The following is a 22,293-nucleotide window of genomic DNA, read 5'->3' on the forward strand; positions in this document are numbered from 1 at the left end:
TCCAACGGAAAGACGATCCGCTGGTGCCGGGTCCGCGTCGCTCCTGACGGCGAGACCGCGGCCGACGGCGGCGATGGCGTGCACGGTGACCGCGTCCGCGGGGTCGCGGAAGGCGGCGCCGGTGGCGTGCGAGTACTCGCGGGCGATGCCGCGGATGGAGAACGCGTAGCCGCGGTCCGGCGTCACGTTCACCTCGACAGCGGTGTCGTCCAGGCCGAGCAGCGCGATGGCGTCGGTGCCGACGGGAGCATCGATGCCGAGCTCGACGAGGCGCAGGATGCCGTTGTGCTCGTCGCCGAGACCGAGCTCGCGCGCGGAGGCGATCATGCCGTCGGAGACATGTCCGTACGTCTTCCGCGCGGCGATGGGGAACGGGCCGGGCAGCACCGCACCCGGCAGCGTCACCACGACCTTGTCGCCGACGAAGAAGTTGTGCGCACCGCACACGATGCCGTGCACGGCATCGCCGCCGTCGGCCGCGGTCTCGCCGTCAGGAGCGACGCGGACCCGGCACCAGCGGATCGTCTTTCCGTTGGACTGCGGCTCCTCGACGAACTCGAGCACCTCGCCCACGACGATCGGCCCTTGGAGGTCGAACCGGTGGACGTCCTCCTCTTCGAAGCCGACGCGCACGAGCGCCGCGAGGACGTCCTCGGGCGACGCGTCGGCGGGGACGTCGGCGTACTCACGAAGCCATGAGAGCGGGACGCGCATCAGACCACCATTCCGAACTGCTCGCTGAAACGGACATCGCCCTCGGCCATGTCGCGCATGTCCTGGACGTCGCTGCGGAACATGAGCGTCCGCTCGATGCCCATGCCGAACGCGAAGCCCGAGTACTCCTCGGGGTCGATGCCCGCCGCACGCAGCACGTTGGGGTTGATCATGCCGCAGCCGCCCCACTCGATCCAGCGCGCCCCGCCCTTGAACGTCGGGTGCCACAGGTCGAGCTCGGCCGACGGCTCGGTGAAGGGGAAGAAGTTCGCGCGGAAGCGGGTCTTCGCTTCGGCGCCGAACAGCACCTTGGCCGCGTGGTCGAGGGTGCCCTTGAGGTGGGCCATCGTGATGCCCTTGTCGACGACGATGCCCTCGAACTGGGTGAACACCGGCAGGTGCGTCGCGTCGAACTCGTCGGTGCGGTAGACGCGTCCCGGGCACAGCACGTACAGCGGCAGGTCGCGCTCGAGCATCGAGCGCACCTGGACGGGGCTCGTGTGCGTACGCATGACGAGGTGGCGGTCCACGGGGTCGACGAAGAACGTGTCCTGCATCTGACGTGCCGGGTGATCGACGTCGAAGTTGAGCGCGTCGAAGTTGAACCACTCGTGCTCGAGCTCGGGGCCTTCGGCGATCTCCCACCCCATGCCGACGAAGATGTCGGCGATCTGCTCCTGCAGGAGGGAGATCGGATGCCGCGCCCCGACGCGCGCACGCGCGGCGAGCGCCGTGATGTCCACCCGCTCGGCCTCGAGCCTGGCGGCCGTCTCGGCGGCGGCGAGCTCGTCCTCCCGCGCCGCGAACGCCTGGTTGACGCGTCCGCGGGCCTGGCCGACGAGCTTGCCGAACTCGGCCTTCTTGTCGTTGGGCACGTCGCGCAGCCGCGCGTTGAGCTTCGCCAGCGGCGAGCCCTCGGCGGTGTGCGCGGACCGTGCGGCCTTCAATGCCGCCGTGTCGGCGGCCGCCGCGACGGCTGCCAGCGCGTCTGCGACGGCGGCATCCACCGCCTCGGGCGAGATCTCGGGTGTTTCGGGAGCGTCGGACACGAGAGAAGAGTCTACCGACGGCCGACTGGGCCACCGGCCGGCCGCATCGGGCGGACCGGTGGCGCGTCAGAAGCCCTGGGCGTCGTACTTGCCGAGCCCGCGCTGTGCCGCGATCGTCTCGGTCGCGGTGGTCGGCTCGCCGCCGCCGCCGTCGTCGAGCGTGACGACCTTCGGCGAGCGACGGGTCCGCTTCTCGACCAGGTAGGCGACGTACGAGAGCGCGAGACACATCGCGACGTAGATCGATCCGCCGACGATCGCGGCAGGGATCAGCGGCGAGTGGTACACGGCGTTCGAGCCGAGCAGCTTGATGACGTACAGCAGCTCGTGGTACGTGATGATGAAGCCGAGCGCCGTGTCCTTCAGGGTGACGACGAGCTGCGCGATGATCACCGGGAGCATGGCGCGGATCGCCTGCGGCAGCAGGATGAGCTGCATGACGCCGGCCTTGCGAAGGCCGATCGCGTAGCCCGCCTCGCTCTGGCCGCGCGGGAGCGACTCCACGCCGGCCCGGATCACCTCGGCGAGCACGGAGCCGTTGTAGGCGATGAGCGCGATCACCACGGCCCAGTACGGCGACATCTTGATGCCGACGACCGGCAGGCCGTAGTACAGCAGCATCATGAAGATGAGGACCGGGATGGCGCGCAGGATCTCGACGATCCAGCCGACCGGGATGCGCAGCCACGCATGATCAGACATGCGGCCGAGCGCGAGCACGAACCCGAGGATCACCGCACCGACGGCGGCGACGGCAAACGCTGACAGCGTGTTGAGCACGCCTTCGCCGATGAGCACCCAGATCTGCGTGTAGCTGAAGATCGCCCACTTCTCCGGGCTGAACTGGCCCGTCGCGGCGAACCGCCAGATCACCCAGGCGATGAGCGCGAGGACGACCACGATCGTGACCGCGCCCAGGATGCGGTTGCGGACGACCGCCCGCGGACCGGGAACGTCGTAGAGCACGGAGCCGCTCATCGCGCGATCCTCCACTTGCGCTCGAGGATCCGTTGCAGCCACGCGAGGAGCAGCACCAGGACCACGAAGATGACCATCACCCAGAGCAGGACGACGAGCTGGTTCTCACCCTGTTCGCTGAGCCACGACCTGACTGAGCCGAGGTTGAGGACGGAGAATCCCGCGGCGACCGTGGTGTTCTTCAGCAGTGCGATGAACACGCTCATCATCGGCGGGATGACGGATCGCGTCGCCTGCGGAAGGATCACGAACGACATCACCTGACCGAAGCTGAGGCCGAGCGCGCGCGCCGCCTCCGCCTGTCCGACAGGAACCGTGTTGACGCCGGACCGGATCGTCTCGGCGACGTACGTGGCGGTGTAGATGCCGAGCGCGATCATCGGCAGGATGATCGGGTCGATGCGCTGGCGCAGCAGAATCGGGACGCAGAATGCGAAGAAGAACATCACCAGCGTCAGCGGGGTGTTGCGGATCCAGTTGACGTAGACCGCACCCACGGCGCGGGCGACAGGGATGGGTGACACCCTCATCGCGCCCACGATGAAGCCGAGGACGAGGGCGATCAGCCCACCCCCGAAGAACAGCACCAGCGTGCCGCCGATGGCCGCGCCCCAGAGGTCGAGATGATCGGTGATGACGCCCACGTGGCTCCTTCCGCTCCTGCCGGTGGCGGTGGCGACGCGCTCGCGCCGCCACCGCCGGATGATCAGTCGACCGGGTCGACCTCGGGCTGCTCGGCCTTCACGCCGGACGCACCGAGGTTGTTGTCGAAGATCTGCTGCCAGACGTCGTTGCCGTCGGTGAACATCGTGTTGATGAACTCCTGCAGCGCCGTGTCGCCCTTCGCGATGCCGACGCCGTAGCGCTCCTCGCTGAAGACGTCGCCGACGACCTTGAGGTTGTCGGGGTCCTGCGCGGCGTAGCCGATGAGGATCGCCTCGTCGGTCGTGACCGCGTCGACCTGACCGTTCTTCAGGTCCTCGACGCAGGCCGAGTACGTGTCGTACTCCTTGGTCTGCGCGGTGCCGAGGTCCTTGATGCGCTGGATCGACGTCGAACCCGTCGCCGAGCACACCGTCATGTCGGCGGTCAGCGAGTCGGGCCCGTCGATCGTGTCGTTGTCGGCCGCGACGAGCAGGCCCTGACCCGTGATGAAGTACGGGCCGGCGAACGAGATCTGCTCCTTGCGCTTGTCGGTGATCGAGTACGTGCCGACGTAGTAGTCGATGTCGCCGTTCACGATCGCCTGCTCGCGGTTCGCCGACGGGATCGCCGTGAACTCGATCTTGTCCTCGTCGTAGCCGAGGGACGCCGCGATCCACCGGGCGATGTCGATGTCGAAGCCGGTGCGCTCGTTGCTCACCGGGTCGAGGTAGCCGAGACCGGGCTGGTCCTCCTTGACCCCGACCTTGACCTTGCCGCGCTCGGTGATCGCGTCGAACGTGGGGCTGCCCTCGAGCGTCACGTCCGTCGCGACCGTCCACGGGGTGCTCGACGTCTCTTCGTCGCCGCCGCCGTTCGTCTCCCCCGGCTCCGCGCCGGGCGTGCCGCTGTTGCACGCCGTCAGGGCGAGGGCTGCGATCGCGATTCCCGCGAGCGCCCCGCCGATCCTCAGTGTGCGCATGTGATCCTCCAAGTCGGTTCCGTGTGTTCCTTCATTCGCCGCGCCGGTGCGGGCGCGGACGTCAGTGGGTGAGCAGCTTCGACAGGAAGTCCTTCGCCCTGTTGCTCTGAGGGTTCGTGAAGAACTCCTCGGGCGTCGCCTGCTCGACGATCTGCCCGTCGGCCATGAACACCACGCGGTCGGCGGCCTTGCGCGCGAACCCCATCTCGTGGGTGACGACGATCATCGTCATGCCGTCCTGGGCGAGGCCGACCATGACGTCGAGCACCTCGTTGATCATCTCGGGGTCGAGCGCGCTGGTCGGCTCGTCGAAGAGCATCACCTTCGGCTGCATGGCGAGCGCACGGGCGATCGCGACGCGCTGCTGCTGTCCGCCGGAGAGCTGCGCCGGGAGCTTGGACGCCTGGTGCGCGACGCCGACGCGGTCGAGCAGCTCCGTGGCGATCTTCTCCGCGTCGGCCTTCTTCATCTTCTTGACCTTGATGGGCCCGAGCGTGACGTTCTCGAGGATCGTCAGGTGCGAGAACAGGTTGAACGACTGGAACACCATGCCGACGTCGGCCCGGAGTCCCGCGAGGCCCTTGCCCTCTTTCGGCAGCTCCTTGCCGTCGATCGTGATCGTGCCGCTCGTGATGGTCTCGAGCCGGTTGATGGTGCGGCACAGCGTCGACTTGCCGGAGCCCGATGGTCCGATGACCACGACCACCTCGCCGCGGTTCACGGTCAGATCGATGTCTTTCAGGGCATGGAAGTCGCCGTAGTGCTTCTGGACATCCTTGATCTCAACAAGCGGATCCCCGCGCCGTACCGAGATGTTGCTGGTCGGTGCCGGATCACTGCGAGGCGCGCTTTCATCGGGCGTCATATCGCCACCCTAGGGCCGGTTTCCGACACGGTGCCAGAGCCTGGCGCGCGTCTTAACCGTGTTGTAACAGGACCGCGACCGGCCTCAGCCGGCCGCGCGCTGCGCGAACGCCGTCTCGTACAGGCACACGCTCGCAGCCGTCGCCAGATTGAGCGACTCGGCCGCGCCGTAGATCGGAAGGCGCAGCGAGCGGTCGGCGAGAGCCAGCGCCTCGTCCTCCAGTCCGCGCGCCTCATTGCCGAACAGCCAGGCGGTCGGCTGAGCGAGCAGGTCGCGCGAGGCGAGGAAGTCGCCGCCGCCCACGTCGGCCGCGATCACCTGCACGCCCGCCGCACGGGCCTTGTCGACCACGGTCGCAAGGTCCACTCCCACGGCGACCGGCACGTGGAACAGCGACCCCGTCGTCGCGCGCACGACCTTGGGGTTGTACGGGTCGACCGTCCGGCCGGTCAGGACGACGGCATCCGCCCCCGCCGCGTCGGCGGCACGGATGATCGTGCCCAAGTTGCCGGGGTCGCGCACCTCTTCGCAGATCGCGACGAGACGAGGGGATGCCGCGAACACCTCGCGCACCGACGTCGGAGACTGCCGAGCCACCGCGACGATCCCCTGCGGGGTCACGGTGTCGGCCATCGCGTCGAGCACGGCCTCGGTCGTGTACACGACCTCGAGCCCGGCATCCTTCGCGGCGTCACGCACGTCGGTGTGCTTGTCCATGGCGGTCGGCGTCGCGAAGATCTCGACCAGTGTCTCGGGCTTGTAGGCGAGCGCCTCGCGCGCCGCCTGCGGGCCCTCCAGCAGGAACAGCCCGGTCTCTTGACGGGCGCTGCGCTTCGTCAGCTTCGCGACGGCGCGGACACGCGGAGAGCGGGGGTTCTCGAGCACGGCATCAGTCTAGGGACAAGAAAGGGGCGCCCTCCGTGTGGAGGACGCCCCGTTTCCGAGTGGATGCCGGTGTCAGGCGCTCTTGGGAGCGTTGACGTTCTCGGGCAGAGCCTTCTTGGCGGTCTCGACGAGCGACGCGAACGTCTTGGGCTCGTTCACCGCGAGCTCGGCGAGCATGCGGCGGTCGACCTGCACACCCGCGAGGCCGAGGCCCTGGATGAAGCGGTTGTACGTGATGCCGTTCTGGCGGGCAGCGGCGTTGATGCGCTGGATCCACAGACGACGGAAGTCGCCCTTGCGCTTGCGACGGTCGCGGTACGCGTAGACGAGCGAGTGGGTGACCTGCTCCTTCGCCTTGCGGTACAGACGCGAACGCTGACCACGGTAACCCGAGGCGCGCTCGAGGATGACGCGACGCTTCTTGTGGGCGTTGACGGCCCGCTTGACTCTAGCCATTTCGTTGTATTCCTATTCCTGCGTCGGCGCGCTCAGCGACCGAGGAGCTTCTTGGCGACCTTGGCGTCACCGGGAGCGAGGACCTGCTCCTGCGACAGACGGCGGGTGCGGCGGCTGGACTTGCCCTCGAAGTTGTGGCGAAGGTTCGCCTGCTGCTTCATGAGCTTTCCGCTGCCGGTGACCTTGAAGCGCTTCTTGGCGCCCGAGTGGGTCTTCTGCTTCGGCATCTCTTCTTCCTTCGTTTCCATCCCGCGCAGGCGGGAGTCGGTATCCCGCGGTGCGGGAGTCAGTGGGGGCCTATTCGGCCGGGGCTGCCTCGGCTTCGGAGGCCGGGATCTCGGAGGCCGGTGCGGCGCCGTTGCGGGCGGACCGTGCGGCCTCCTTGTTCGCGGCGCGCTGAGCGTTCTGCTCGGTCTTCACCTCGGACTTGTTCTTGTGCGGTGCGATGACCATCACCATGTTGCGTCCGTCGATCGTGGGGTTGGACTCCACGGTGCCGAACTCGGCCACGTCCTCGGCGAACTTGCGGAGCAGGCGCACACCCTGCTCGGGACGCGACTGCTCGCGGCCGCGGAACAGGATCATGGCCTTCACCTTGTCGCCGGACTGGAGGAAGCCCTCGGCGCGCTTGAGCTTGGTGATGTAGTCGTGAGCCTCGATCTTCAGACGGAACCGCACCTCTTTGAGGACGGTGTTCGCCTGGTTGCGACGCGCTTCCTTGGCCTTCTGCGCAGCCTCGTACTTGAACTTGCCGTAGTCCATGATCTTGACCACGGGGGGCTTCGAGTTGGGGGCCACCTCGACGAGATCGAGGTCGGCTTCCTGAGCCAGGCGCAGCGCCACCTCGATGCGGACGACGCCGACCTGCTCTCCATTCGGGCCGACGAGGCGTACCTCGGGCACCCGGATGCGGTCGTTGGTGCGGGGATCGCTGATGCGGAACTCCTTCATGCGGATGGTTTCGCGGAAAGAGTCACGCATTCCACCCGGCACGACGCGAGCGCCGGCTCTCGCACCCTGGACTACCCCTTCCGCGAGCGGTCGGGGCGGAGTGCATGACCCGGTAGCCTGGAACGGCAAGCGCGGGTGGGATGTGATCCACTTTCCGATCCGGTGCAGAACGCACCGGAGACCGCAGCAGTCTATCAGAGAGAACGGCGTGGACACGATTCGAGACCAGGACGGCGACCGGACGAGCGCGGCGGCGGTGGATGCCGAGCGTCAGGCCCGCTGGGAGGAACAGGAGCGAGCGGCCTCGTCCGCCTCGCGCGACATCGCCGACGTGCCGGCAGTCGAGGTCATCACCACGGCCGCGGTGCACCTCATGAGCGCGGCCGCCGTGAAGGTCGGACTGGCCGACGATCCTGAGACGCAGACCGACCTCGACGAGGCGCGCAAGCTCATCAACGCCCTGGCGGGGCTCATCACCGCCGGGGCGCCCGAGATCAGCGACATGCACGCGCGATCACTGCGCGACGGCCTGCGTTCGCTGCAGCTGGCGTTCCGTGAGGCCTCGGTCATCCCCGACCCGATCGGCAAGGGCCCCGGCGAGAAGTGGACCGGCCCGGTCACCTGACCCGGCCCATCCGCTTCCGTCACACCCGCGCGAGGGCGGAGGCGGCCGCCGCGAGCGTGCGCTCTACCTGCGTCGCGTCGGTCGCCCAGTTGCTGACCGAGAAGCGCAGCACCGACCGCCCGCGCCACTGTGACGACGACGCGAACGCGACGCCATCCGCCCGCAGCGCATCGGCCCACGCGTCGGTCGCCGCGTCGTCGGCGCGGGCCACGCACACCTGCGTGAACACCACATCGCCCAGCACTTCGACGCCGTCGAGCCCGGAGAGGCCGCCAGCGAGGGCGGTGGCGGCATCCATCAGCCGTTGCACGAGCGCAGCCACGCCGGACCGGCCCATCGCCCGCAGCGCCGCGTACGTCGGCACACCGCGCGCCCGCCGCGAGAGCTCGGGCACACGATCGTGCGGATCGGCGTGGTCCGTGCTGGCGGTGCGACTGAGGTAGCTGGCGGTCATGCCCATCGCGGCGCGCAGCGCCGCCGGGTCGGCGACGATCGCGATGCCGCAGTCGTACGGCACGCTGAGCGTCTTGTGGGCATCGGTGGCCCACGAGTCGGCCCGTTCGACGTGCGCGACCAGCGGCCGGGAACGAGGGGATGCCGCGGCCCACAGCCCGAACGCGCCGTCGACGTGCACCCACGCGCCGGCGAGGTGCGCGGCGTCGATGGCAGGCCCGAAGTCGTCGAATGCGCCGGAATGGAGGTTTCCGGCCTGGAGCACGACGATCGTGGGCCCGTGGTCGCCCGTCAGCTCCCTCTCCAGCGCGGCGACGTCGATGCGGCCCTGCTCGTCGGCCGGCACGACGACGGGTGCGCCGAGACCGAGCATGCGGACCGCGTGGTCGACGGTGTCGTGGCGCTCCTGGCCCACGATGACGCGCACCCGCGGGCCGCCCGCGAGCCCCTGGATCGAGGCGTCCCACCCGACGTCGCGCAGCACGGCGTCGCGCGCAGCGGCCAGGCACGTGAAGTTCGCCACCGTCGCACCGGTCACGAACCCCACGTCGGAGCCCGCCGGCAGCCCGAGCAGGTCGAGGATCCACTCCCCCGCCAGCTCTTCTGCGGCCACCACCCCCGGCGTGACCGCGCGCAGCGCCGTGTTCTGGTCCCACGCCGAGACGAGCCAGTCGGCCGCGAGCGCCGCCGGCTGCGTGCCGCCGATGACCCAGCCGAAGAACCGCGGACTGGGCATCCCCATGAGGCCCGGTTCGACGGCCGCCGCGAGCTCCCGCACCACCGTCTCGGCATCGGTCGCGCCGCCGGCGAGCTCGCGGCCGAGCGCGTCCTTCACGTCCTCGATGCCCGCTCTGGGCGGGATGGGACGCTCGTCGAGCGTGGTGAGCCAGGACCGGGCGGAGTCCGCCGCGGCGTCGAGCGCGCGCGCGAACACGTCGGAATCGGGATGCATCGGTGCGACCTCCCTGCGACGTCTGCCGTCGCGAGACAGGAGGACTCTATGCCCGCGAGGCCCCGTCTGTCTCGGGCCCGCCCGGCGTCAGGCGCGGACGAGCTTGACCGTGAGCGAGTCGACGAGCACCGCGATCCGGTCGTCGGCCGCCCACCGCTTGGCCAGGCGAGCGAGCACCGCGTCCAGCTCGTCCTTCTCCAGGCCCTGCATCAGCTGGAGGCGCACCACGAGCTCGGGGCCGCGCAGACGGGCCTCGGGGTCCCCCGCCTCGACGACGAGGTCGATGACCGCCAGCTCGCCGCCGATGCTGCTGTGCAGTCCCGCGACCACCTCGGGCGAGAGGAAGCTGGGCTCCCACGCCGTGCCCTGACCGATCGCCCACACGGCGGGGCGCCGGATCACGAACTCGGTCTCGGAGCCCGGGTCGATCACGATCAGGTCGGTGTCGTCGGCGGCCGCCGCGAGCGCGGTCCGGACACCGTCTGCCGGGACCGGCCGGGCGGCGGCATCCCACCGCCGCATCGTGTCGACCGACGTGAACACCGGCAGCACGCGGCGACCGTCGGGGGCAGCGACCGTGACGATCGACAGCTCCTGCGTCTTGTCGACCTCCAGGCCGTGCGGGCCGACGCCGTGGTCGCCCCTGTCGGCGATCAGCGGGATCAGCAGGCGGGCAGACCGGTAACCGTCGACCACCTCGCGCTGCGAGCCCTCGCCGGCGCGGAACGCCGTGAGCGCGGCCAGCAGGCCGGGATCGGCGGAGCCGTCGTCGGCCGCGTGCGGATTGCTGTGGAAGCTGCGCCCCTCCCAGGGGACGCCGGCGGAGTCGGCGCCGTGGTGGTGGGCGCCGGCGCCCGGCTCAGTGTCCGGCGACATCCAGCGCCTCGGCGAGCGTGAACGCCCCCGCGTAGAGCGCCTTGCCCACGATCGCACCTTCGACGCCCAGCGGCACCAGGTCGCGCAGCGCCGCGATGTCGTCGAGGCTCGACACGCCGCCCGACGCCACGATCGGCTTCGGGGTGCGCGTCGTCAGCTCACGCAGCAGCTCCAGGTTCGGGCCCTTGAGCGTGCCGTCCTTGGTCACGTCGGTGACGACGTAGCGGCTGCAGCCCGCGGCCTCCAGGCGGTCGAGGACCGTCCACAGGTCGCCGCCCTCGCGCGTCCAGCCGCGCGCGGCCAGGGTCGTGCCGCGCACGTCGAGACCGACCGCGATCGCATCGCCGTACCGGCTGATGACATCGGCCGCCCACTCCGGGTTCTCCAGCGCAGCGGTGCCGAGGTTGATGCGCGAAGCCCCGCTCTCGAGCGCCGCCTCCAGCGTGCGGTCGTCGCGAATGCCGCCCGACAGCTCGACCTGGACGCCCTTGACCTGCTTGATCACCCGACGCAGCACGCCGGCATTGCTGCCGCGGCCGAAGGCGGCATCGAGGTCGACCAGGTGGATCCATTCGGCACCCTGGCGCGCGAAGTCCAGCGCGGCGTCGACCGGGTCGCCGTAGCTCGTCTCGGTGCCCGCCTCGCCCTGGGTGAGGCGGACCGCCTTGCCGTCCGCCACGTCGACGGCGGGCAGGAGGACGAGTTTGGGTGTGGACGCGAAATCGTTCATGGTTTCCTGGCTGATCGAAGTCTTCTACGTGCGGACAGGGTCACGCGCGACGAGCGCCGGCGCGGACGGGCACGAGTTCAGAGGGTAGCCGCGCCGAGGCCGTCGATCCAATTCCCCAGAAGCCGGATGCCGGCATCCCCCGACTTCTCGGGGTGGAACTGGGTGGCCGACAGCGGGCCGTTCTCGACCGCGGCGAGGAACGGCGCACCGTAGTCGCACCACGTCAGGATCGGCTGCGGGAACGGCGGCTGCACGTCGAGCAGCCACTTCTGCGCGCCGAACGAGTGCACGAAGTAGAACCGCTCGTCCTCGATGCCGTCGAAGAGCCGCGAGCCCTCCCCCGCCTGGACGGTGTTCCAGCCCATGTGCGGGAGCACGGGTGCGTCGAGCTCGGTCACGACACCCGGCCACTCGCCCATGCCCTCGGTGTCGACGCCGCGTTCCACGCCCCGCTCGAAGAAGATCTGCATGCCGACGCAGACGCCGAGCACCGGGCGACCGCCCGCGAGGCGCCGCTCGATGAGCTCGTCGCCGCGGCTCGCCCGGAGCGCATCGGCCACGGCTCGGAACGCCCCGACGCCCGGCACGAACAGTCCGTCGGCATCCATCACGAGACCCCGGTCGGAGGTGAGCCGCGCGTCGGCGCCCGCCGCGATGAGCGCCTTGACGGCGGAGTGCACGTTGCCCGACCCGTAGTCGAGAACCGCGACGACGGGCTTCTCGCCGGCGGCGTCGGTCACAGCGCGCCCTTCGTGCTCGGGATGCCGTCGACCAGCGGATCGAGCGCCTTCGCCTGACGGAACGCGCGCGCGAACGCCTTGTACTCGGCCTCGGCGATGTGGTGGGGGTCGCGGCCGGCCAGCACGTTCACGTGGACGGTGAGGGCTGCGTTGAACGAGATCGCCTCGAACGTGTGCCGCACGAGCGAACCGGTGAAGTGGCCGCCGATGAGGTGGTGCTCGAACCCGGCAGGCTCGCCCGTGTGCACCAGGTAGGGACGACCGCTGATGTCGACGACGGCCTGCGCGAGCGCCTCGTCGAGCGGCACCAGGGCGTCGCCGTAGCGCGAGATGCCCGACTTGTCGCCGAGCGCCTCTCGGATGGCCTGACCGAGCACGATCGAGATGTCTTCGACCGTGTGGTGCGCGTCGATGTCGGTGTCGCCCGACGCGCGCACCGTGAGATCCGTCAGCGAGTGCTTCGCGAACGCCGTCAGCATGTGGTCGAAGAAGGGCACCGTCGAGTCGATGCGGCTGCGGCCGGAGCCGTCGAGATCGAGCTCCAGCTCGACGGTCGACTCGCTGGTCGCGCGCCGGAGCGAGGCGGTGCGGGGTGCGGCGCTCATGCGGCCGATCCTACCGAGGCGAGCGCGTCGAGGAACGCCGTCGTCTCGTCGGCGGTTCCCGCCGTGACGCGCAGGTGGTGCGGGATACCGACATCGCGGATCAGCACGCCCTGGTCGTAGAGGGCCCGCCACGTCGTCGCCGGGTCGTCGACGCCGCCGAACAGCACGAAGTTCGTCCACGACTCGTGCGCGGTGAATCCGAGCGCCTCGACGGTCGCCGAGATGCGGCCGCGCTGCGCCACGATCTCGTCCACCATGCCGAGCATGACGGGCGCGTGCCGCAGGGCGGCGCTCGCTGCAGCCTGAGTCAGGGCGCTCAGGTGGTAGGGCAGGCGGACGAGGCGCAGCGCGTCGATGAGCGCCGGATCCGCGGCGAGGTAGCCGACACGCGCGCCGGCGAAGGCGAACGCCTTGCTCATCGTGCGCGACACGGCGAGACGCTCACGCCCCGGCAGCAGCGTCAACGCGGAGCGGGCGTCGGCAGGGGCGAACTCGAAGTACGCCTCGTCGACGACGACGATGCCGTCCGTCGCGTCGTACACGGCCTCGATGACGTCCAGCCCGAGCGGGGTGCCGGTGGGGTTGTTGGGCGCGCACAGGAACACGACGTCCGGCGCGGCGTCCGCTACCTGCGCGGCCGCGTCGGAGGCGCTCAGCGAGTAGTCGTCCGCCCGCGTGCCTGCCACCCACTGGGCCCCGGTCCCGCGCGTGAGGAGCGGATACATCGAGTAGGTCGGCGAGAAGCCGAACGCCGTCCGGCCCGGGCCGGCGAAGGCCTGCAGGATGTGCTGCAGGACCTCGTTGGACCCGTTGGCCGCCCACAGCTGGTCGCGCGTCAGGCCGTGGCCGAGATAGTCGGCGAAGCCCTCCCGAAGGGCGGTGAACTCGCGGTCGGGGTACCGATTGACGTCCCGCAGCGCGCGGGCGATCGAATCGAGGATGTCGTCCGCCACGTCCTGCGGAACGGGATGGGTGTTCTCGTTGACGTTCAGGGCGACGGGCAGAGCTGCCTGCGGTGCGCCGTAGGGCGTCTGGCCGCGAAGGTCGGCGCGTAAAGGGAGGTCTTCGAGACGTGCACTCACCCCTCCCATGGTAGAGCGGTGCAGCGCAGTGGTTCCGCCGCGTGACACAGCGACGCGGGGTCAGCGTCCTTCGGTGAACTCGGTGGGGATCGCCAGCTGCTGACCCACCTGGACCGAGACGCCGTTCAGTGCATTCAGCCGCGCGATCTGGTCGACGACATCGCGGGGGTCGTGCCCGGGGGCAACCTCTTCCGCGATGGACCACAGCGTGTCACCCGAAGAGACAACGACGGATTCGAACGAGTCCGCCGGTGCGCCGCCCTCGAGCGACGCGAGTGCGGCGCCACCGCCGAGCGCGAGGGCCGACCCCAGGGCGATCAGCGCGGGCAGAGCAGCGAGCAGGGCCAGCACACGGCGTCCGCGCACCGTCAACCGCAGGCGTGTCGTGCGGACCGGTGTCGCGACGGACGTCGGAAAGCTGATCGCGGTCATGCTCTACTCCTCCTGCTGGGGAGAGATTCGCATTCCCCGCTCGGCCGGGAGCGGGGAATGCGAACCTCTTTTCCGAAGCTATCTTCGATTCTCAACGATGTCAACAGTCGAATCCGATGCTGATCCCTCGAACGCGACACGCGGCCGGGGTGTTCCCTTCTCCGCGCGGATCCGGATACGGTTTCGATACGAGAACCCCACCACGGGCCTCCGACATTCGAAGAAACAGCGCTCGACGACGCAGCGCAGGACGGAGCCGGACATGAGCGACGCGGCCGGGCGCGACAAGCCCCAGACCCGACGGCGCAAGAGCCTCAGCGACAAGCAGCTCGCCATCCTCGAGGTGATCCAGCGGTCGATCGCTCGTCACGGCTACCCGCCCAGCATGCGCGAGATCGGCGACGCCGTCGGCCTGAAGTCGCTGTCCAGCGTCACTCACCAGCTCAACCAGCTCGAGCTGAGCGGCTACCTGCGCCGCGACGCCGGCAAGACCCGCGCGATGGAGGTGCTGATCGATCTTCCCGGCGCCTCCACCGAGAACCCCGCTGACACCGCGCCGGCGGTCGGCGACGCCGCGCTCGTCCCCCTCGTCGGCCGCATCGCCGCCGGTGTGCCGATCACGGCCGAGCAGCAGGTGGAGGAGATCTTCCCGCTCCCCCGGCAGCTCGTCGGCAAGGGCGACCTGTTCATGCTGAAGGTGTCGGGCGAGTCCATGATCGACGCCGCCATCTGCGACGGCGACTGGGTCGTCGTCCGCTCGCAGGCAACGGCCGACAACGGCGACATCGTGGCCGCGATGCTCGACGGCGAGGCGACCGTCAAGACGTTCCGCCAGCGCGACGGCCACACGTGGCTGCTGCCGCGCAACTCCGCGTTCGAGCCGATCCTCGGCGACGAGGCCGTCGTCCTCGGCAAGGTCGTCGCGGTCCTGCGAGCGGTCTGAGCCGGCTGCGCGCCCGTGCGCCGTCCGCAGAGCCCGCGCCGACTGTTCGGCCGCAGGCGGAGCGGCAGGTGGCGGGATGTCACTCCCAGGCGCTATAAGGGGGGAATGACCGCCGATGCGACCACCGCCGCCGACGACGCCGCCGCCCTCCGCGCGAGGCTCGATGCCGTTGAAGCAGAGAACGCCCGACTGCGATCCATCGTCGTCGAGGATGCCGAGGCAGCGTCGGACCAGCGGCTGACGGGCTCCCGCTGGCGAGCCTTCTTCTCGGCGCTGTGCATCGTCATCGCCGCCATCCTCGTGCCGGTCTCGATCGTCGCGGCGTGGGCGCGCAGTGAGCTCGTCGACGAGGAGAAGTTCGTCGCGACGCTGGCGCCGCTGGCGCAGGACCCGCAGGTGCAGGATCTGATCATCTCGGAGGCGATGGACGCGGTCGACGCGAAAGTCGACTTCACGGAGCTGACGGGCAGCGTCATCGACGGCATCTCGGATCTCGGCCTCGGGCCGCGTGCCGTCGCCGCACTGAAGCTGCTGCAGCAGCCGGCCGCCGACGGCCTGCACAACCTCGTCGAGACCGGCGTCACCCGCGTCGTGGAGTCCGACGCGTTCGCCGACGTGTGGGCCACCGCCGTCCGCGGCGCCCACCGCGCGCTCGTCACCACCGCCACCTCCGATGGTGCCGGAGTGTTCGTGCTCACCGAGGACGGTCTCGGCATGAAGCTCGGTCCCATCATCGAGCAGGTGAAGGAGAAGCTCGTCGACAGCGGCGTCGGGGTGGCATCCCTCATCCCCGCGGTCGACAAGACGATCATCATCGGAGACGGTTCGGCCGTCACCACCATCCGCACCGTCTACGCGATCGCCGACGTCGCCGGCTGGTGGCTGCCCTTCATCACGATCGGCCTCTTCGTGCTCGGCATCCTGCTCGCCCGTCGTCGCTCGGTCGCCGTCCTCGGAACCGGCATCGCCCTGTTCATCGGCGGAGCGGCGCTGGCGTCGACCTTCTCGGTCGGGACGCTCGTCGTGGCGAACGCCGCCACCCGGCTCGACCTCTCGGCCTCGGCGCTCGACGTGATCTACGACGCGCTGGTCGACGACATGCACCGCACCGCGCTGATCGCGGCTCTGCTCGGAGTGCTCATCGCCGTCATCGGATGGGTCAGCGGACGCTGGGGGCCGGCCGTCCGGCTCCGTGGGATCGTCAGCGGCCTGAACGCGGGCGCCCGCGCCTCGCTGGCCGCCCGGGGTCTGAACACCGGCAGGTTCGGCGTCTGGATGGGGCGTCAGCGCGTCCTGGTGCGGGCCATCGTGATCGTGCTGGCCGTCGTCTGGCTGCTGGCGCTGCGCCCGCTGTCGGCCGGCGACATCTTCCTCGTCGTCATCGTCGCCCTCGTCGTCGCGTGGGTGCTGGAGCTGCTGCAGAAGCGCCCGGACGACGCCGCCCGTGCGGCAGCATCGCGCAGGACCCGGGTGGAGACCGAGGCAGCCGACGCCGACGTCGCGGTCGCGGTCGCGGCCGACGACGCCGGCGACGACACCCTGCCGCTCCCCTCCGACGACGCCGACACGACGCCGCTGCCCGACCTCCAGCCCGCGGCCACGGACGGGGGCACCCCGCCGGCGGGCGAGGCATCCGCGCCGTCGTCGAAGCGCAGGTAGCGGGACGAGCGTGAAGGCCGGTGCGGGATCGCACCGGCCTTCATCGTTCCCCTTGTGGGAGGTCAGGCGTTCAGCCGCTCCCGCACATCGGTCGTGGCGGCCACGAGGTTCCGCAGCGATGCGACGGTCTCGTCGTAGCCGCGGGTCTTGAGCCCGCAGTCCGGGTTCACCCACACGCGACGCAGCGACAGCTCGTCCACGGCGCGGTCCAGGAGTGCGCCGATCTCGGCCACCGCGGGCACCCGGGGCGAGTGGATGTCGTAGACGCCCGGCCCGATGCCGGCCGCGAAACCGGATGCGGCGATGTCGCCGATCACCTCGCCGCGGCTGCGGGCGGCCTCGATGGAGGTGACGTCGGCGTCGAGCGCGGCGATGGCGTCGATCACGACGTCGAACTCCGAGTAGCACAGGTGGGTGTGCACCTGCGTGGCGGGCGCGGCCCCGGCCGTCGCCAGGCGGAACGACCCCACCGACCAGTCGAGGTACACCGGCTGGTCGGCCTGCTTGAGCGGCAGCAGCTCGCGCAGTGCCGGCTCGTCGACCTGGATCACGCGGATGCCGGCGGCCTCGAGATCGGCGATCTCGTCGCGCAGCGCCAGTGCGACCTGGTTCGCGGTGTCGCCGAGCGGCTGGTCGTCTCGCACGAACGACCAGGCGAGGATCGTCACCGGGCCGGTCAGCATGCCCTTCATGGGCTTGTCGGTGAGCGACTGGGCGAACACCGACCAGTCGACGGTGATGGGCGCCGGACGCGAGACGTCCCCCCACAGGATGGACGGACGCGTCGCGCGGGACCCGTACGACTGCACCCACCCGTGCCGGGTCACCGCGAACCCGTCGAGGTGCTCGGCGAAGTACTGCACCATGTCGTTGCGCTCGGGTTCGCCGTGCACGAGGACGTCGAGCCCCAGGTCCTCCTGCAGCGCGACGACGCGAGAGATCTCGTCGCGCAGGAATCCCTCGTACTCGTCGGCGGTCAGCTCGCCGCGGCCGTGACGGGCGCGGGCGCGGCGGATGTCGCCCGTCTGCGGGAACGAGCCGATGGTCGTCGTGGGCAGCAGCGGCAGAGCGAGCTCGGCGTCCTGCGCCGCGACGCGCGCTTCGTAGTCGCCGCGGTCGAAGTCCCCCGCGTCCAGCCCGGCCACGCGGGCGCGCACGGCGCCGTCCCGGACGCCGGGAGCGTCGCGGCGGTCGGCGAGTGCTGCGGATGCGGCATCCACCGCCTCGGCGATGCTGTCGCGGCCGTTCACCAGACCGGTCGCCAGCGTGACGACCTGGGCCGTCTTCTGGTCGGCGAAGGCCAACCACGACCCGAGCCGCGGGTCGAGCTCGGTCTCGTCATCGACGTCGTGCGGCACGTGCTGCAGCGCGGTCGACGTGCCGGCGCCCACGCGCGCGGCGCCGAGCCCCTGCAGCGCCTCGAGGCGCTCCCAGGCGCCGGCGAGGTCGCCGCGCCACACGTTGCGCCCGTCGATGACGCCGCCCACGAGCGTCTTGCCCTCCAGACCGGGGACCGCCGACGGCACGCCGCCACGCGTCAGGTCGATCGCAATGGCCTCGACGGGCGCCGCGGCGAGCGCCGTCCACGCCGCCGGTGAGAGCTGGGCGTAGCCGGCCGCCACGAGCAGCTGCGGCCGGTCCGCCGCCGCCCCGAGCACCCCGTACGCGCGGGCCGCGGCATCCGCGAGCTCGTCCGACGACGCGGCGAGGCTCTCGCTCACGAGAGCAGGCTCGTCGAGCTGCACCCACTCGGCCCCGGCCGCCCGGAGGGCCGCGAGCAGTTCGACGTACACCGGCAGCAGGTCCTCCAGCCGGTCGAGCGGCGCGAAGTCCTCCGGCGCCCCGTCCGCGGCCTTCGCGAGGGCGAGGAGCGTCACCGGGCCGACCACCACCGGGCGGGTCGTGTAGCCGTCGGCCTTGGCCTCGGCGACCTGGCGGGCGAACCGGTCGCTGGACAGCGAGAATGCCGTCTCGGGGCCGATCTCGGGCACGAGGTAGTGGTAGTTCGTGTCGAACCACTTCGTCATCTCAAGCGCGGCATCCTCGCCGGCGCCGCGCGCCGCGGTGAAGTACGCGCCGAGCCCGATGCGTCCGTCCGCGTCGCGCAGGTGGGCGAAGCGCGCGGGCAGCACGCCCGCCGCGATCGCGGCGTCGTGCACCTGGTCGTAGAACGAGAAGGACTCGGGGATCGACGAGTCGTCGCGGCCGAGCCCGAGCTCGGCGAGTCGGGCGCGGGTGACGCGCCGCAGGTCCGCGGCGGTCGCCTCGAGGGTCGCTTCGTCGATGGTGCCCGCCCAGTGCGCCTCCACGGCGCGCTTGAGCTCGCGACGGCGTCCGATCCGGGGGTATCCGAGGATCGTGCCGTGCGGGAAGGGGGTGCGGGAGTCGGTCATCGTGCTCTCTCTTTCGGTGTCGATCGGTGGGCGTGCGGGGCTCGAGGGGTCGCCGAAGAGACCCGTCGGGCACCCGACGGGACGCGGCGCCGCGGCTCAGCGGACGGCGTAGGGCATTCGGGCGGGGTCGACGATCCCGGCGTCGCGGAGGACTGCGAGCACCGTCTCGTGGTTGTTGAAGGCGTAGAGATGGATGCCGGGCGCTCCGCCGTCGATCACGGCCCGGGTGAGCTCCGCCGCGTGGGCGATGCCGACGGCCCGCTGCCCCTCCGGCGTCTGCTCCGCCTCCAGTGCCGCGGCGAGCGCTTCGGGGCGCGGGACCTCGGTCAGTTCGAGCGTGCGCCGCAGCCGCGCCGGCGAGGTCATCGGCATCACACCGGGCAGGATCGGGATCGTCACCCCGGCCTCCCGAGACGCGGCGACGAAGCCCAGGTAGTCGTCGGCGTCGAAGAACAGCTGGGTGATGGCGAGGGTCGCACCGGCCGCCTGCTTGGCCAGCAGCGCGTCGATGTGCTCGGTCGCGTGCCGCGACCGCGGGTGCCCGTGCGGGAACGCCGCGACCGCGATGTCGACCTTCGGCCGTCGACCCACGCGCACGGCGCCGGGCACACCCGGGATGGGCGCCTCGGCGTACGGCTCGCGCTCGGCCTGCACGCGGTCGATGAGCTGCACCAGCTGTGCGGCGCTCTCGAGGTCGCCGAGGAACGCGTCGTCCTGCGTGGCACCGGCGGGCGGGTCGCCGCGCAGCGCGAGGAAGCTCGTGATGCCGGCATCCAGGAACTCCCGGATGAGCGCGTTCGCGCCGGACCACGTGTTGCCCACGCAGGTGAGGTGCGCGAGCGGCTCGACGTCGGTCTCGCGCAGGATGTGGGTGAGCAGCTCGAGGGAGCGTCCGCCCGTCGAGCCGCCGGCGCCGTAGGTGACGGAGATGAAGCGCGGATCGACGGATGCCAGGTGCCGGATGGTCTCGTGCAGCGTCGGCCACCCCGCCTCGGTGCGAGGGGGGTACACCTCGAACGAGATCGGCACGGGCGGCGTGCTCAGGTCGATCGACATCGTGTGCTCTCCGGTGGACAGGGCTGCCTGTGGGGCAGGGGCTGAGCCGATGCGGGGGAAGTCCGGTCGGCCGCGGCACCGCGCTCCCGCCGCGTGCACGGGGCACGGGCGGAGGGGTGTCATCGCGGGCGGGCGCCGGGCTCGGCTGTCGCTCCTGCCCGGTCACGACCGGGCGACGATGCGTCCACCGTAGCGGAACCGGACGCCGCCGCGAGGCCTGTGACGTTCTGTTTCGCCGCGCACACGGCCCGGAGGTCGTAGCGTGGGGAGGTGACCACCCCCGCCCCCACCCCGTACGGCAGCTGGACCTCTCCTCTCACGGCGGCGGAGGTGTCCGCCTCCTCCGCCCGCATCGAGGGCGCCCGATTCGTGGGCGAGAACGTGTGGTGGGGCGAGTCGATCGCCGACGAGGGCGGACGATCCGGCGTGCGCCGCGAGGCGTCCGGCGCCGTCGTCGACGTGCTGCCCGCGCCGTGGAGCGCGCGCTCGCGCGTGCACGAGTACGGGGGCGGATCGTGGACGGCGGATGACGCCGGCACGCTGTACTTCGTCGAGAAGGCCGACCAGCGCGTCTGGCGGCTCGACGCGGGCGCCGAGGCCCCCGTCGCGCTGACGCCGGACGGCGGCGACGTCCGCTTCGGCGGGCTGTCGCTGCAGCACGGCCGCCTGCTGGCGGTGCGCGAGGACCACACGACGGGCACCGACGTGCCGGCGCGCGACATCGTCCAGATCGCGCTCGACGGCTCGGGACCGGTGTCGCTGGTCGCGGGAAGCGACTTCGTGGCGCATCCCGCGCTGTCGCCCGACGGGGCGCATCTGGCGTGGATCGCGTGGGACCACCCGCACATGGCGTGGGACAGCGCGGAGCTGCGCGTCGGCGCGCTCGACGGCGGCCGCGTCGCGGTCTGGCGCACGGCCGCCGGCGGCGCATCCTCGCCGCTCCAGCCCGAGTGGACGGCGGCCGACGCGCTCGTGTTCGCCGACGATCCGACGGGCCGCTGGAACCTGTGGCGCACCGACATCGGCGGTACGTCGCCGATGCCCGTCGCCCCCGCGGATGCCGACACGGGCGGCGCGGTGTGGGTGCTCGGCACCCGCTGGTACGCCCTGCTCTCCGACGGCCGCATCGTGGCGGTGCGGACGAACGGCTCCGACGCACTGGTCCTCCTCGACCCGGACGGCGCCGTGCACGCCCTCGACGTCGAGCCCGTCACCCAGCTGTCGATCGAAGACGTCCGCGGCACCCGCGTGCTGCTCTCGGGCGCCGGGGCGCGCGGCGCGGGCCTCTGGCTCATCGACGTCGACGCGCCCGACGACGCACGCCTGATCGCCGGCGCATCCTCGCCGTGGGGCGACGAATGGATGCCGCTCCCCCGGGCCGTCACCATGTCCGGGCCGCACGGCCCGGTCCACGCGTTCGACTACCCGCCCACCCACCCGGACGCCGTCGCCCCTGAGGGCGAACGACCGCCGTACGTCGTGTTCGTGCACGGCGGGCCGACGAGCCACGTCGGCGGTGCGGCATCCGGAAAGATCGCGTACCTCACCAGCCGCGGCATCGGCGTGCTCGACGTCAACTACGGCGGGTCGACCGGCTACGGCCGGGCCTACCGGGAACGACTCCTCGGGCAGTGGGGCGTGGTCGATGTCGACGATGTGATCGCCGCCGCGCGCGGACTCGCCGAGGAGGGCGCAGCCGACCCCGACCGCCTCGCGATCGCCGGCGGCTCGGCAGGCGGCTGGACCGTCCTGTGCGCGCTGACGGACTCCGACACGTTCGGCGCCGGCATCAGCCGGTACGGCGTCGCCGACCTGCGCCTGCTCGCCGCCGACACGCACGATTTCGAGGCGCGCTACCTCGATGGTCTCGTGGGACCGCTGCCCGAGGCCGAGGAGCTGTACGTCGAGCGGTCGCCCCTGTCGCACCTCGACCGGCTGCGCACCCCCCTGCTCATCGAGCAGGGCCTCGACGACCGCGTCGTGCCGCCGTCGCAGTCCGAGGCCGTGCGCGACGCCCTCGCCGCGAACGGCGTCGCGCACGCCTACCTCGCGTTCGAGGGCGAGGCCCACGGCTTCCGGCGGGCCGAGACGCTCATCACGACGCTCGAGGCCGAGCTGGCGTTCCTGGGCCGCGTCTTCGGCTTCCAGACGCCGGGCGTGCCCGAGATCGACCTGGGCTGAGGCCGTCGGCGTGAGCCCAGGTCGACCGGCTCGTCAGGCCCGCG

Annotated in this window: 22 protein-coding genes and 1 pseudogene; 4 read left to right on the forward strand and 19 right to left on the reverse strand. The window is 71.1% G+C overall.

Translation table 11 applies throughout. From position 1 onward, the window contains the following. From ACTHNQ_RS15740 to infC, 10 genes and pseudogenes are all read right to left on the reverse strand, one after another. Positions 1-714 (reverse strand): annotated as a pseudogene (locus tag ACTHNQ_RS15740) (phenylalanine--tRNA ligase subunit beta); the annotation flags it as partial. Beyond that, on the reverse strand, positions 714-1,763 hold the full coding sequence (gene pheS, locus ACTHNQ_RS15745) for a phenylalanine--tRNA ligase subunit alpha (RefSeq protein ID WP_440334892.1): 1,050 nt from the start codon (positions 1,761-1,763) through the stop codon (positions 714-716). The gene pheS and the pseudogene ACTHNQ_RS15740, both read right to left, overlap by 1 nt. 66 nt (positions 1,764-1,829) lie before the next feature. After that, complete coding sequence (locus ACTHNQ_RS15750; protein WP_440334894.1) at positions 1,830-2,741, reverse strand: amino acid ABC transporter permease; 912 nt, start codon at positions 2,739-2,741, stop codon at positions 1,830-1,832. Further along, positions 2,738-3,385: an amino acid ABC transporter permease gene (locus ACTHNQ_RS15755; protein WP_018172237.1), complete on the reverse strand. Its 648-nt coding sequence runs from the start codon at positions 3,383-3,385 to the stop codon at positions 2,738-2,740. Before ACTHNQ_RS15755 ends, ACTHNQ_RS15750 begins: the two co-directional genes overlap by 4 nt. 62 nt (positions 3,386-3,447) lie before the next feature. Next, entirely contained in the window at positions 3,448-4,365 is a 918-nt protein-coding gene (locus tag ACTHNQ_RS15760; RefSeq protein ID WP_440334896.1) for a glutamate ABC transporter substrate-binding protein, read from the reverse strand. 61 nt (positions 4,366-4,426) lie between these two features. Further along, positions 4,427-5,230 (reverse strand): amino acid ABC transporter ATP-binding protein, encoded by an 804-nt coding sequence (locus ACTHNQ_RS15765; protein WP_440334898.1) that lies wholly within the window; start codon positions 5,228-5,230, stop codon positions 4,427-4,429. Between the two features lie 84 nt (positions 5,231-5,314). Next, positions 5,315-6,115, reverse strand: a complete 801-nt coding sequence (locus ACTHNQ_RS15770; RefSeq protein WP_440334900.1) for a TrmH family RNA methyltransferase — start codon at positions 6,113-6,115, stop codon at positions 5,315-5,317. A gap of 72 nt (positions 6,116-6,187) precedes the next feature. Continuing rightward, a complete protein-coding gene (rplT, locus tag ACTHNQ_RS15775; RefSeq protein WP_018172233.1) occupies positions 6,188-6,571 on the reverse strand; it encodes a 50S ribosomal protein L20 in 384 nt (127 codons plus the stop codon). 32 nt (positions 6,572-6,603) lie between these two features. Further along, complete coding sequence (rpmI, locus tag ACTHNQ_RS15780; protein WP_018172232.1) at positions 6,604-6,798, reverse strand: 50S ribosomal protein L35; 195 nt, start codon at positions 6,796-6,798, stop codon at positions 6,604-6,606. Positions 6,799-6,868: 70 nt separating this feature from the next. After that, positions 6,869-7,522 carry a translation initiation factor IF-3 gene (gene infC / locus ACTHNQ_RS15785; RefSeq protein ID WP_018172231.1) on the reverse strand — a complete coding sequence of 218 codons (654 nt, stop codon included), beginning with the start codon at positions 7,520-7,522 and terminating at the stop codon, positions 6,869-6,871. Between the two features lie 256 nt (positions 7,523-7,778). Between infC and ACTHNQ_RS15790 the strand changes: the two genes are divergently transcribed. Beyond that, a complete protein-coding gene (locus tag ACTHNQ_RS15790) occupies positions 7,779-8,147 on the forward strand; it encodes a DUF1844 domain-containing protein (RefSeq protein WP_026305653.1) in 369 nt (122 codons plus the stop codon). Between the two features lie 19 nt (positions 8,148-8,166). On the opposite strand, the gene ACTHNQ_RS15795 is transcribed toward ACTHNQ_RS15790, so the two are convergent. From ACTHNQ_RS15795 to ACTHNQ_RS15825, 7 genes are all read right to left on the reverse strand, one after another. Then, positions 8,167-9,552, reverse strand: a complete 1,386-nt coding sequence (locus ACTHNQ_RS15795) for a pyridoxal phosphate-dependent decarboxylase family protein (protein WP_440334904.1) — start codon at positions 9,550-9,552, stop codon at positions 8,167-8,169. Positions 9,553-9,639: 87 nt separating this feature from the next. Further along, positions 9,640-10,428: an SseB family protein gene (locus tag ACTHNQ_RS15800; protein WP_440334906.1), complete on the reverse strand. Its 789-nt coding sequence runs from the start codon at positions 10,426-10,428 to the stop codon at positions 9,640-9,642. Continuing rightward, positions 10,412-11,158 (reverse strand): bifunctional 1-(5-phosphoribosyl)-5-((5-phosphoribosylamino)methylideneamino)imidazole-4-carboxamide isomerase/phosphoribosylanthranilate isomerase PriA, encoded by a 747-nt coding sequence (gene priA, locus ACTHNQ_RS15805; RefSeq protein WP_018172227.1) that lies wholly within the window; start codon positions 11,156-11,158, stop codon positions 10,412-10,414. The genes ACTHNQ_RS15800 and priA overlap by 17 nt, the downstream gene beginning before the upstream one ends. A gap of 77 nt (positions 11,159-11,235) precedes the next feature. Next, complete coding sequence (gene hisH, locus ACTHNQ_RS15810; protein ID WP_440334909.1) at positions 11,236-11,898, reverse strand: imidazole glycerol phosphate synthase subunit HisH; 663 nt, start codon at positions 11,896-11,898, stop codon at positions 11,236-11,238. Further along, positions 11,895-12,503 (reverse strand): imidazoleglycerol-phosphate dehydratase HisB, encoded by a 609-nt coding sequence (gene hisB, locus ACTHNQ_RS15815; RefSeq protein WP_018172224.1) that lies wholly within the window; start codon positions 12,501-12,503, stop codon positions 11,895-11,897. Before hisB ends, hisH begins: the two co-directional genes overlap by 4 nt. After that, entirely contained in the window at positions 12,500-13,594 is a 1,095-nt protein-coding gene (locus ACTHNQ_RS15820; RefSeq protein WP_440334911.1) for a histidinol-phosphate transaminase, read from the reverse strand. Before ACTHNQ_RS15820 ends, hisB begins: the two co-directional genes overlap by 4 nt. A 51-nt stretch (positions 13,595-13,645) precedes the next feature. Continuing rightward, positions 13,646-14,017 carry a LysM peptidoglycan-binding domain-containing protein gene (locus ACTHNQ_RS15825; protein WP_440334913.1) on the reverse strand — a complete coding sequence of 124 codons (372 nt, stop codon included), beginning with the start codon at positions 14,015-14,017 and terminating at the stop codon, positions 13,646-13,648. A gap of 262 nt (positions 14,018-14,279) precedes the next feature. Between ACTHNQ_RS15825 and lexA the strand changes: the two genes are divergently transcribed. Then, positions 14,280-14,960 carry a transcriptional repressor LexA gene (lexA, locus tag ACTHNQ_RS15830; RefSeq protein WP_018172221.1) on the forward strand — a complete coding sequence of 227 codons (681 nt, stop codon included), beginning with the start codon at positions 14,280-14,282 and terminating at the stop codon, positions 14,958-14,960. A 105-nt stretch (positions 14,961-15,065) separates the two neighbouring features. Further along, positions 15,066-16,619, forward strand: a complete 1,554-nt coding sequence (locus tag ACTHNQ_RS15835; RefSeq protein WP_440334916.1) for a hypothetical protein — start codon at positions 15,066-15,068, stop codon at positions 16,617-16,619. A 62-nt stretch (positions 16,620-16,681) separates the two neighbouring features. On the opposite strand, the gene metE is transcribed toward ACTHNQ_RS15835, so the two are convergent. Then, positions 16,682-19,012 (reverse strand): 5-methyltetrahydropteroyltriglutamate--homocysteine S-methyltransferase, encoded by a 2,331-nt coding sequence (gene metE / locus ACTHNQ_RS15840; RefSeq protein ID WP_440334917.1) that lies wholly within the window; start codon positions 19,010-19,012, stop codon positions 16,682-16,684. Between the two features lie 96 nt (positions 19,013-19,108). Next, on the reverse strand, positions 19,109-20,068 hold the full coding sequence (locus ACTHNQ_RS15845) for a methylenetetrahydrofolate reductase (RefSeq protein ID WP_440334919.1): 960 nt from the start codon (positions 20,066-20,068) through the stop codon (positions 19,109-19,111). A gap of 270 nt (positions 20,069-20,338) precedes the next feature. Here ACTHNQ_RS15845 and ACTHNQ_RS15850 point away from each other — a divergent pair, with 270 nt between their 5' ends. After that, the gene (locus ACTHNQ_RS15850) at positions 20,339-22,249 is read left to right on the forward strand and encodes a prolyl oligopeptidase family serine peptidase (RefSeq protein ID WP_440334921.1); all 1,911 of its coding nucleotides are present in this window, start codon (positions 20,339-20,341) and stop codon (positions 22,247-22,249) included. The last annotated feature ends 44 nt before the right edge of the window (positions 22,250-22,293 follow it).

The organism is Microbacterium sp. (genome assembly GCF_051953575.1).
Taxonomy (GTDB): Bacteria; Actinomycetota; Actinomycetes; order Actinomycetales; family Microbacteriaceae; genus Microbacterium.